Genomic DNA, 10,884 nt, shown 5'->3' with positions numbered 1-10,884 from the left:
GTTCCGGGGCGTCGTCCGCGCTCTGCGCTTCCGGGCGCTCCACGCTGTTGTCGGTGGCGGCGCGCAGGGCGGCCCGTGCGGCATCGGCGGGCCGGCACGGGGCAGCGGCACCGGAGCCCGCGCCGTCCGGACGGGAGCCGTCCCCGAGGCGCACGGCCTCCTCGGCTCCGGCCACGCCACCGGGACCGGCGTCCCCGGGGTCCGCGAAGTCGTCGCCGTCCGGCTCACCGGCGCGGCCCGCATCAGGGCCCGCGCCGTCGCCGTGCGCCGGGTCACCCGCGGTGCTCGGGTCCTCGCCGGGGCCCTCACCACGGCTCGACGTGTCCGGCTCCAACGGCTCGTACGGCTCGTACGGCTCGTACGGCTCCGCGCCGGGCGCAGTACGGTCCCCCGCGGCCCCGCTCGCCGGCGCGTCGGGACCCGTCCGCGCCCGCCGCCGCGCCTCGCGCAGGGCCGGGGGGCGCCGCGCGGGCCCGCCGTGGCCGCGGGGGCCCGGGGCCGGGCAGGGGAGCGGCGTGGCGCTCCGGGGGAAGGGCGGCGGGGATCGGGGGCAGGTGGGCGATGTCGTCGGGTTCGAGCGGGCCGGCGCGGCAGGCGTCGTGGCCGCCCGGGGTGAGGCCGGGCAGCAGGCGGCCGCGGGCGACGAGCCGCAGCGCGTGCAGGGCGGCGGCGCCCCAGCAGGCGGTGGCCGGGTGGGCGGCGCGGTCGCGGCGGGCGTGGACCAGCAGCGGCAGGGCCCGGTCGAGCGGCAGGGTCAGCGCGGGTACCCGCCTGCGGCGCACCCCGGCTCCGTGGGGTCGCACGACGGTCAGCTCGCCGGGGTCGCCGACCGTGGCGGGCAGGGGGTCGCCCGCGGGGTCCCAGAAGGCGAGGCGGCCCTCGCGCGGGAGGGGCGCGGGCAGATAGACACAGGCGAGGCGCGCCGGGACCGTGTCCCGGGAGCCTCCCGTGTGCTCGGTCACCGCAGCCGTGCCGCTCATCCGTTCGCCACCTCCTCCCGTACGTCGGATCGGACCGTCTCCGACTCTACGGGCGGGGTCTGACAACGGCCCCGGCCGCCCGGTCCGCGGTCCGCTACGGGACCGTCCGCGACACCACGTACACCATCGGATACGTCGGGTCGGCCATGTTCACGACCACGTCCTGGGTGGGGGCCGGGTTCTTCTGGGTGCGGGTGAGGCCGAACCAGGAGCCGGGTCCGCCGAAGTTCCAGCCGCTGACCTTGCGGTCGCGGGCGCCGACGGCGATGTCGCCCTTCCTCAGCTCGTCCCTGCGGGAGCCGATGGACTGGAGGAAGCTGTCGAGACCGGCCTGGTTGGTGCGGAACTGCACGTAGAGGCGGCTGGTCTTCCAGTTGTTCGTCTCGTAGGAGGCGATGCGGTCGGCGGGGTGCGGGACGTTCACCTGGTAGAGGCGGCGCTGCACCTTCGACGGCGAGCCCGCGGTGAGGCCGGTCGCGGAGTACTTGGCCTCCTTGTCCTTGCCGCTGTTGCGGCTCTGGTTGGCCGAGATCACCAGATAGCCGGCCGGCACCCCGATCAGCAGCACGATGATCAGCAGGGTGAGCGCCCGGCGTTTCGCCTTGTGGCGGGGGTTCTCCGGGGGCCGCCGGGCGGGGCCCGGCGGGGCGGCCTGGCGGGGCAGGGAGGTGGTCATGCGGTGTCCCGTTCTCGACGGGCCTGGGCGTAGCGCTCGTAGCGCTCGTACCGCTCCACCCGGCGCCGCTTGGCGCGGCGGAAGCGGCGGGCGACCAGGCGGGCCAGGTCGGCGGCGCCCACCATGCCGGCCTCGGGGCCGAGCTGGGCGCGGGTGATGCGGGCCTCGGGGCGGTAGCCGCGACCGGTCAGCTGGCGCTTGAACGCGTCCCGGGCGGGGCCGATGAGCAGGTCGTCGGCGGCCGAGACGCCGCCGCCGATGACGAAGCAGGAGGGGTCGAGGGCGGCGGCCAGGTTGGCGATGCCGACGCCGAGCCACTGGCCGATGTCCTGGAGCAGTTCCACGCACATCGCGTCGCCCTCGCGGGCCAGCTCGGTGATCATCGGGCCGGTGATGTCCCCGATGTTGCCCTTGACGTGCTCGATGATCCCGTAGGCGACCGGCGAGTCGGCGGCGGCCAGCTCACGCGCCTCGCGGACCAGCGCGTTGCCGGAGCTGTACTGCTCCCAGCAGCCGCGGTTGCCGCACGGGCAGCGGTGGCCGCCGGGTACCACCTGCATATGGCCGAACTCGCCGGCCACGCCGAACTTGCCGCGCTTGACCTGGCCGTCCTCCAGGATGGCGCCGCCGATGCCGGTGCCGAGCGTGATCATCACCAGGTGGTCCTCGCCGCGTCCGGCGCCGAAGCGCCACTCGGCCCAGGCGGCCGTGTTGGCGTCGTTGTCGACGAGGACCGGGACGGAGAGGCGGCCGCTGAGGCGGTCGCGCAGCGGTTCGTTGCGCCAGGACAGGTGGGGGGCGAACAGGACGCGGTTGCGGTCGGCGTCGACCCAGCCGGCGGCGCCGATGCCCACCGCGTGCACGTCGTGCCGGTCGGAGAGGTCGAGGACCAGCTCGACGATGGTGTCCTCGACGACCTTGGGGCTCTTGGACTTGTCCGGGGTCTCCGTGCGGAGCTTCTCCAGGATGTTGCCGTCGGCGTCCACGACGCCCGCCATGACCTTGGTGCCGCCGATGTCGATGCCGACGGTGGGCACCCGGGGCGCGGTCAGGTGGGATCGGCGTTCCCTGGTCCCTACCGTGCGGAGCACAGGGGCCCGGCGGGAGCCGATGGGGGCGGTGAGGTCGCGATAGGTGCTCATCGTTGGTCGATTCTGCCTCACCCGCGGCAGGGGTGTCGTACAGGGCGGGGCGGAGGGGCGGGCGATCCCGGGGGTGTCCCGGTCGACCGCGGCGCCCCTCCGGGCCTCAACTGCGTTGCAGTTCGTGGCGGAGGGCCTCCAGGTCGGAGCCGCCCGCCATCTGGCGCGTCAGTTCGTCGAGGGTGATCTCGTCGCGTGTGTGATTGCCCACCATGGTGCCCCGGCGCAGCAGGACGAACCTGTCGCCGACCAGGTAGGCGTGGTGGGGGTTGTGGGTGATCAGGACCACGCCCAAGCCCTCGTCGCGGGCCGCGGCGACGTACTTGAGGACGACGCCGGACTGCTTGACGCCCAGGGCCGCGGTCGGCTCGTCGAGGACGAGGACCTTGGCGCCGAAGTGGACGGCGCGGGCGATGGCGACGCACTGGCGTTCGCCGCCCGAGAGGGTGCCGATGGGCTGGTCGACGTCCCGCAGGTCGATGCCCATGCGCAGCAGCGCCTCGCGGGTGGTGCGGCGCATCAGGCCGGTGTCGAGGCGCTTGAAGGGGCCGCTGCCCTTGCGGGGCTCGGAGCCGAGGAAGAAGTTGCGCCAGACCGGCATCAGGGGCACCACGGCCAGGTCCTGGTAGACGGTGGCGATGCCCCGGTCCAGTGCGTCGCGCGGGGAGGCGAGGCGGGTCTCCTCGCCGTCGACGGTCAGCGTGCCGCCGTCGTGCTGGTGCAGTCCGGCGATCGTCTTGATCAGGGTGGACTTGCCCGCGCCGTTGTCGCCGAGGACGCAGGTGATCTCGCCCGCGTGCACCTGGAGGGACACGCCTTCCAGGGCGCGGACGTTGCCGTAGTGCTTGCTGACGTCGGTCAGCTCGACCAGGGCCGTGGGTGTCTTCGGCTGCGTCATGCGGTCGCCTCCGCGCGCTTGCGGACCCAGGCGTTGAGCAGGGTCGCGAGGAGCAGCATCGCTCCGAGGAAGAACTTGAACCAGTCGGGGTTCCACTCGGCGAAGACGATGCCCTTGCTGGTCATGCCGAACAGGAGGGCGCCCACGGCGGAGCCGATCGCGCTGCCGTAGCCGCCGGTGATCAGGCAGCCGCCGATGACGGCCGCGATGATGTAGATCAGCTCGTTGCCGACGCCCTCGCCGGACTGGACGGCGTCGAAGGAGAAGAGGAGGTGCTGGCCGGAGATCCAGGCGCCGAACGCGACGCCCATGTAGAGGCCGATCTTGGTCTTGGCCACCGGCACGCCGACCGCGCGGGCCGCGTCCTCGTTGCCACCGACCGCGAAGATCCAGTTGCCGACGCGGGTGCGCAGCAGGATCCAGGAGCCGACGGCGACCAGGGCGAGCCACCACAGGATGGTGATCTTGAAGTCGACGCCGCCGACGGTGACCGTGGAGGCGAAGACGGCGCGGGCGCTGGAGAAGCCCTCCATGTCGGCGATGGTCTTGGTGGAGACCGTGCCGTCGATCAGCTTGGTGAAGCCCAGGTTCATGCCGCACAGCATCAGGAAGGTGCCCAGGGTGATGATGAAGCTGGGCAGCCTGGTGCGGGTGAGCATGAAGCCGTTGAAGGCGCCGACGGCCAGGGTGACCAGGAGCGACACGCCGACGCCGACCCAGGTGTTCGCCGTCATCTGGTAGCTGAACATCGAGGAGATCAGCGCCGCGGAGGTCACCATGACGCCCGCCGACAGGTCGAACTCGCCGCCGATCATCAGCAGGGCCACCGGTACGGCCATGATCCCGATGGTCGAGGAGGCGTACAGGACGGTGCTGAGGCTGGAGGCGCGCAGGAAGCCGTCGGCGACGAAGGCGAAGAAGACGAAGACGGCGAGGGCGCCGACGACCGAGCCCAGTTCCGGGCGGGCGAGGAGCTTCTTCAGCGGTGAGGTCCGGAGAAGCCTCTCGTCGATCACCTGTTCATCGGTCCTGCGTTCGGCGGTCGCGCTCATCGGGTGCCCCGCTCGGTGTACGCCGCCAGCGTGGCCGCCTGGTCCTTGGTGATGATCTGCGGGCCGGTCAGCACCGGCTTGCCGCCGCCGAGGACGTCGCCGTTGTACTTGTAGGCCCACAGCAGGTCGACCGCCTCGTAGCCCTGGAGGTACGGCTGCTGGTCCACGGCGAAGCCCAGGGTGCCGTTCTTCAGGGAGGCCGCGACCTGGGCGTTGAGGTCGAAGGTGTCCACCTCGGCCTTGCTGCCCGCGTCGCCCTTGGCCTTCACGGCGGTGTCGGCGTACGGCGCGCCGAGGGTGACGACGGCGTCCAGGGACTTGTCGGCCTGGAGCTTGGCCCCGATGGCGGACTGCACGTCCGGCATGTTGGTGCCGTTGACGTAGAGCTTCTGCAGGCTGCCGTGGAAGGTCTTGGCGACGCCGTCGCAGCGCTGCTCGTGGCCGACGTTGCCCTGCTCGTGCAGCACGCACAGGGCCTTCTTCTTCCCCCGCTTGTTCAGCTCGTCGCCCACCGCCTCGCCGGCGATGGTCTCGTCCTGGCCGATGTGGGTGAGGGCACCGAAGGCCTTGGACTGCTCCGAGCCGGAGTTGACCGTGATCACCGGGATGCCGGCCTTCTCGGCGCGCTTCACCGACGCCTTCATGGCGTCCGGCTTGGCGAGGGTGACGATGATCCCGTCGACCTTCTTGTCGACCGCCGCGTCCACCAGCTGGGCCTGCTGCTGCGCGTCGTCGTCGTGCGAGTAGAGGAAGTTGATGTTGTCCTTGACGGCGGCCTGCTTGGCCCCGCTCTGCACGATGTCCCAGAAGGTGTCGCCGTCCCCCGAGTGCGTGATCATCGCGAAGGTCCAGCGGGGCGTGTTCACCGCCGCCCTGCCCTGGGCCACGGCGGCCTTGCGGGCGTCCTCGGCCCGCTTCCCGCCGGTGCTGCTGCAACCCGCCAGGGACACCGAGAGTGCCCCCGCGACCGCCATGACTGCCCAGGTCCGAAACCGTGCCACGAGGCCGTGCCCTTCTCCCTGTCGCCAGCTGTGTGTCAGCTGTCCTTGCTCCGACGTGCGTAAGGGGCGGGCGACCTCACCGTCGGTGTGTCCCGGCGGCGACCTCACCAGCCCCAAACACTTCAGTATCGGTCATCGGCGGGAACGGGCGTGCGACCGGGGAGGAGATTCCGGTCACCTTGTCCGGACAATGCGACGAATCCCACGGCGCGGTCAGGGGCGGACGAGCAGCTGGAACTCGAAGGAGTAGCGGGCCGGGCGGTAGGTGTGGTCGCCGAACTCGACCGCGCGGCCCGTGTCGTCGAAGGTGGTGCGCCGCATGGTGAGCAGCGGGGCGCCCTCGGCCTCGCCGAGCCGGTCGGCCTCCATGGCGGTGGCGCCCCGGGCGCCGATCGACTGGCGGGCGCTGTGCAGGGTGATCCCGGCGGCGCGCATCAGCCGGTACAGGCCGGTCGCCTCCAGCTGCGCGGTGTCCAGGTCGAACAGGCCGGGCGGCAGGTGGTTGACCAGATAGGCCATCGGCTCGTCGTGCGCGAGCCGGAGCCGCTCGACGCGGTGGACGTCGCCGCCCTCGGCGACACCGAGCGCGGCGGCGATCTCGGCGGAGGCCGGGACGATCGTGTTGACCAGCACCTTGGTCGCCGGACGCTGTCCGGCCGCCTCCAGGTCGTCGTAGAGGCTGCTCAGCTCCAGGGGGCGCTTGACCTGGCTGTGCACGACCTGGGTGCCGACGCCCCGGCGGCGCACGAGGAGGCCCTTGTCCACGAGGGACTGGATGGCCTGGCGGACGGTGGGCCGGGACAGACCGAGCCGTGCGGCCAGCTCGATCTCGTTGCCCAGGAGGCTGCCGGGGGTGAGGCCACCGCGCTCGATGGCCGCCTCCAGCTGCTGGGAGAGCTGGAAGTACAACGGCACCGGCGAGCTACGGTCCACACGGAGGTCGAGCGCGACGGTCGGGTCCACAACAGGTTTCGGCACGGGCCCGAGCGTAGCCGTGTGACGGGTTGACGGGAAGTCGTGAAGTCCGGTTGTCCTGACATGGGAATTGACAGGGCGCCGACTCCGCCCCCACTTTGTTCCCATGCGCATCGGCGTCATCGGTACGGGCCGCATCGGCACCCTCCACGCGAACACGCTCAGCCGTCACCGCGAGGTCGGATCGCTGATCCTCACGGACACCGATCCGGCCCGGGCCCAGCGGCTGGCACAGCGGCTGGGCGAGACGGCCGCGCCGGGGGTGGACGAGATCTTCCGGTGGGGCGTGGACGCGGTGGTGATCACCACGGCGACCGCGGCCCACGCCGAGCTGATCGGCCGGGCGGCCCGCTCGGGCCTGCCGGTCTTCTGCGAGAAGCCGATCGCCCTGGACGTGCCGGGCACGCTCCAGGCGCTCGCCGAGGTGGCGGCGGCCGGGACGGTGCTCCAGATGGGCTTCCAGCGGCGGTTCGACGCGGGGTACGCCGGCGCCCGCGAGGCGGTGCGCTCCGGGCGGCTCGGCCGGCTGCACACCGTCCGCGCCCTGACCTGCGACCAGTCCCCTCCCCCGGCCGACTGGCTGCCGCTGTCCGGCGGCCTGTTCCGGGACACGCTCATCCATGACTTCGACAGCCTGCGCTGGGTGACCGGGCGTGAGGTGACCGACGTCTACGCCACCGGCTCGGACGCCGGTCCCGCGATGTTCCGGGAGGCCGGCGACGTCGGCACGGGGGCGGCGCTGCTCACCCTGGACGACGGCACGCTGGCCACCGCGAGCGCGACCCGGGTGAACGGCGCCGGCTACGACGTCCGCATGGAGCTGGCCGGCGAGCACGACACGGCCGTGGTCGGCCTGGACGACCGTACGCCGCTCGCCTCCACCGAACCGAGCGGGCCGCCGCCCGCGGACAAGCCCTGGACCGGCTTCCTGGAGCGGTTCGGCCCCGCCTACGAGGCCGAACTGTGCGCCTTCGTGGACGTGCTGCGCGGCGAGCGCCCCAACCCCTGCGACGGCCGACAGGCGCTGGAGGCGCTGCGGATCGCCGAGGCGTGCGAGATCTCGCGCCGGGAGCGGCGGGCGGTGGCGCTCGCGGAGGTCCCGGGGGCGTAGGCGGGCGCCGGGGCCGTCGTACGAGGGCGTCGCACGGCGGGGGTTTCCGCGGGTGTCCCCGGGCGCCCGGCTACCAGCGCACCGGCAGGGTGCGCAGGCCGCGCATGAGCATGCCCGGCAGCCACTCGCCGTGGGGGCCGTCCAGGGCGAGTCCGGGGGCGCGGTCCAGCAGGGTGGCGATGGCCGTACGGCCCTCCAGGCGGGCCAGGGGCGCGCCGAGGCAGTAGTGGATGCCGTGGCCGAAGGCGAGGTGGCCGCGGGTGTCGCGGCGGATGTCGAAGCGGTCCGGGGCCGGGAACCGGACGCCGTCGCGCTGGGCGGCGGTGAGGCCGATCATCACGTGTTCGCCCCGCTCGATCCGCACGCCCCCGAGCTCCAGCGGCTCGGCCGCGTACCGGATCGTGGCGTTCTCCACCGGGCCCTCCCAGCGCAGCGTCTCCTCCACCGCGCCGTCGATCAGGCTCATGTCGGCGCGCAGGGCGGCGAGTTGGTCGGGGTGGGTGAGCAGGGCGAGGACGCCGTTGCCGATGAGATTGACGGTGGTCTCATGGCCGGCGATGAGCAACAGGAAGGCCATGCCGCGCAGTTCCTCGGGCGAGAGCCGGTCGCCGTCCTCGGCGGTGGTACGGACCAGGTCGCCGAGCAGGTCGCCGGTGGGTCCGGCGCAGCGCTTGTCCTCGATCAGTTCGGTGAGGTACTCGCCGAGGCGGACGACCGCCTCGTGCTCGGCTTCGGGGTCGGTCGGGGCGACCACCTGCGTGGAGATCTTGCGGAACTCGGTGCGGTCCATCTCGGGGACGCCGAGCAGTTCGCAGATGACGGTGAGGGGCAGCGGGTAGGCGAGGGAGGCGATGAGGTCGGCCCCCTCGTGCGCCAGCATCTCGTCCAACAGGTCGTCGGTGATCCGCTGGACGCGCGGGCGCAGTTGCTCGACCCGGCGCATGGTGAAGGCGCGGGCGACCAGGCCGCGCAGCCGGGTGTGCTGGGGCGGGTCGGTGGTCAGCAGGTGCCTGCCAATCAGCTGCTGGTCGATGAAGGTGACGCCGATCTTCGCGCCGTCCTTGGCGAGCCGGGGGTCGGCCAGCGCGGCGCGCGCCTCCTCGTACCCCACGACGAGCCAGGTCTCGTAGCTCGCGTCCGCGTCCGGCGGCCGGACGCGGTGCACGGGTCCGGCCGCGCGCAGCCGGGCGTACACCTGATGCGGGTCCCGGCGAAACGCCTCCCCGTACTCCCCCAGATCGACGACCTGCCGCCTGTCCATGACTCCCCTTCCGGACTCCCCCGAGGCCCGCCGGGCGCTTCCCGGTACAGAAAGAACGCGCGCGGCGCCGCAACGGTGCCCGTTTCCCGGGAATTTCCGTGCCGGGCCCGGACATGACTCGCCCCGCGGCCGATGGGTGGGGGTGGGTGACCGCGGGGCGAGGCTCCTGGCCGGTCAGCAGCCGAAGTCGATCAGGTCGAACGTGGCGTAGTGGTCGGAGGTGTAGTAGTCCTCCTGGTTGCGCTCACCGGTGACGATGCGGCGGGCGCCGCGGGTGGAGGAGCCGGGGGTCTCGACGGTGTACTCGTGGTAGTACCCGGACGGCCGGCCGGGCAGGACGCCCTCACGGTTGGAGAAGACCGTGCCGTCCTGCGGGTACGGGTAGGGGCCGCCCTTGGCGATGAGGCCCAGGGTGTCGTCGGCCTGCGGGGGCAGGGCGCTGTGGCAGATGCTGCCGACGGAGGCCGCGGAGGCGGGGACGGCGGAGGCCGTGGCGGCGGGGACGGGCACCGCGCCCGCCGTGGTGGCGGAGACGGTGCCGCCCACGAGGAGGGCGGACAGGACTGCGGCTGCGGCGCCGATCCGAGCGGCGCGTGGGGGGAATCGCATGCCGTCATGATGACGCGCGTAGACAAGAACATGTCAACGACGCCGTCGAAGATTTCGCCGTCGATCAACCTGGTTTTTCAGCGAGTTCACCCGCCTCCTCGGGACCGCCACACGAGGGACACAGGGCGGTCACCGGATGCCCGGCGGGGCTCACCCGCGGGGGTCGCGTGCCCGCGGGTGAGCCCCGTGCCCCGGCTGGGACAGGATCGCCTCCGGCTCCACCGCGGCCGGCAGGAGGCGCCCTCCTGACCACCGGCGACCTGGCGCGAACGAGGGCTGCGGTGTGTCACGCACGTTTGGGCACAGTTCCTGTCGTCGCGGGAAGGGGGTTGCCTCGGATCGAGCCACCCCGGATCACTGGACTGAAACAGTCGTCTCGGTGAGGGGTGGGCGGTCCTGGTGCCGACGGAACACGAGGTGGTCGTCCGGCCGCTCGACCGGCGTGCCACCTCTGGCCGACGGGGTCGTGGCCGAAGCCGTGGCGGGCTCAGCCCGCGTGCGTGGAGAACAGACCGCCCGTCGGGCCCTGCTTGTCGCCGCCCTGCGCCTTCTTCAGGGCGTTGGCCAGACTCTCGATGGTCAGGGACTGGAGGATCACCCGGCCGTTGCCCTCCAGGGTGGCCAGGGACAGGCCCTCGCCGCCGAAGACGGCGTTCATCAGCCCCTGCCGGTTGAGGCCGCCCACCCGCTGCACGCCGTACTGGATGCCCTCCTCGAAGGCGACGACACAGCCCGTGTCCACCTCGATACGGCCGCCGAAGTCCGCCGGGTTGAGGTCGATGAAGTTGCCCGCGCCCGCGATGATCACCGTGCCGTACCCGGTGAACTTCTCCAGGACGAAGCCCTCGCCGCCGCTCATGCCGGTACGGCCGCCCGCGAAGGCGATGCCGAACTCGACCGTGGACTCCGCGGCCACGAAGGCGTCCTTCTCGGCGAACCAGGCGCGGTTGCCGTCGAGTTCCAGCGCGCGCATCTCACCGGGGAGCACCCCGGCGAAGCCGACCGTGCCCTGACCGCCCTGGGCGGTGAAGTACTGGAACGCCAGCGACTCGCCGGCCAGCATCCGCTGCCCCACCTGCATCGCGGTGCCCATGGCCTGGCGCAGCAGCCCGCCCATGCCGCCGCCCGAACCGCCCTGCTGCTGCCCGCCGCCCCCGGGCCCGGACAGCCGGGTCTCCA

Annotated in this window: 10 protein-coding genes and 1 pseudogene; 1 reads left to right on the top strand and 10 read right to left on the bottom strand. The window is 72.7% G+C overall.

Annotated features, from left to right (window positions below; all coding sequences use genetic code 11):
• Positions 1-398: 398 nt before the first annotated feature.
• The 7 genes and pseudogenes from FRZ03_RS17680 to FRZ03_RS17650 form a co-directional block, all read right to left on the bottom strand.
• Positions 399-980 (bottom strand): annotated as a pseudogene (locus tag FRZ03_RS17680) (ATP-dependent helicase); the annotation flags it as partial.
• A gap of 94 nt (positions 981-1,074) precedes the next feature.
• Positions 1,075-1,656, bottom strand: a complete 582-nt coding sequence (locus FRZ03_RS17675; RefSeq protein WP_146466118.1) for a sugar kinase — start codon at positions 1,654-1,656, stop codon at positions 1,075-1,077.
• Positions 1,653-2,798 (bottom strand): ROK family glucokinase, encoded by a 1,146-nt coding sequence (locus FRZ03_RS17670; RefSeq protein ID WP_146466117.1) that lies wholly within the window; start codon positions 2,796-2,798, stop codon positions 1,653-1,655. The genes FRZ03_RS17675 and FRZ03_RS17670 overlap by 4 nt, the downstream gene beginning before the upstream one ends.
• A gap of 106 nt (positions 2,799-2,904) precedes the next feature.
• Positions 2,905-3,696 carry an ATP-binding cassette domain-containing protein gene (locus FRZ03_RS17665; RefSeq protein WP_146466116.1) on the bottom strand — a complete coding sequence of 264 codons (792 nt, stop codon included), beginning with the start codon at positions 3,694-3,696 and terminating at the stop codon, positions 2,905-2,907.
• Positions 3,693-4,748: an ABC transporter permease gene (locus tag FRZ03_RS17660; protein WP_146466115.1), complete on the bottom strand. Its 1,056-nt coding sequence runs from the start codon at positions 4,746-4,748 to the stop codon at positions 3,693-3,695. The genes FRZ03_RS17665 and FRZ03_RS17660 overlap by 4 nt, the downstream gene beginning before the upstream one ends.
• Positions 4,745-5,749: a sugar ABC transporter substrate-binding protein gene (locus FRZ03_RS17655; protein ID WP_146466114.1), complete on the bottom strand. Its 1,005-nt coding sequence runs from the start codon at positions 5,747-5,749 to the stop codon at positions 4,745-4,747. The genes FRZ03_RS17660 and FRZ03_RS17655 overlap by 4 nt, the downstream gene beginning before the upstream one ends.
• 213 nt (positions 5,750-5,962) lie before the next feature.
• Positions 5,963-6,712: a GntR family transcriptional regulator gene (locus FRZ03_RS17650; RefSeq protein WP_146466129.1), complete on the bottom strand. Its 750-nt coding sequence runs from the start codon at positions 6,710-6,712 to the stop codon at positions 5,963-5,965.
• A gap of 118 nt (positions 6,713-6,830) precedes the next feature.
• Here FRZ03_RS17650 and FRZ03_RS17645 point away from each other — a divergent pair, with 118 nt between their 5' ends.
• Positions 6,831-7,835: a Gfo/Idh/MocA family protein gene (locus FRZ03_RS17645; protein WP_146466113.1), complete on the top strand. Its 1,005-nt coding sequence runs from the start codon at positions 6,831-6,833 to the stop codon at positions 7,833-7,835.
• A 70-nt stretch (positions 7,836-7,905) separates the two neighbouring features.
• Here FRZ03_RS17645 and FRZ03_RS17640 read toward each other — a convergent pair whose 3' ends face one another.
• From FRZ03_RS17640 to FRZ03_RS17630, 3 genes are all read right to left on the bottom strand, one after another.
• On the bottom strand, positions 7,906-9,096 hold the full coding sequence (locus FRZ03_RS17640; RefSeq protein WP_146466112.1) for a cytochrome P450 family protein: 1,191 nt from the start codon (positions 9,094-9,096) through the stop codon (positions 7,906-7,908).
• Positions 9,097-9,270: 174 nt separating this feature from the next.
• Positions 9,271-9,705: a ribonuclease domain-containing protein gene (locus FRZ03_RS17635; protein ID WP_146466111.1), complete on the bottom strand. Its 435-nt coding sequence runs from the start codon at positions 9,703-9,705 to the stop codon at positions 9,271-9,273.
• Positions 9,706-10,192: 487 nt separating this feature from the next.
• A partial coding sequence (locus FRZ03_RS17630) for an AIM24 family protein (protein ID WP_146466128.1) occupies positions 10,193-10,884 on the bottom strand: 692 nt, incomplete at its 5' end.

This window comes from Streptomyces misionensis (genome assembly GCF_007896895.1).
Lineage (GTDB): Bacteria > Actinomycetota > Actinomycetes > Streptomycetales > Streptomycetaceae > Streptomyces > Streptomyces misionensis_A.
This window is presented reverse-complemented; position numbering and strand designations above follow the sequence as displayed.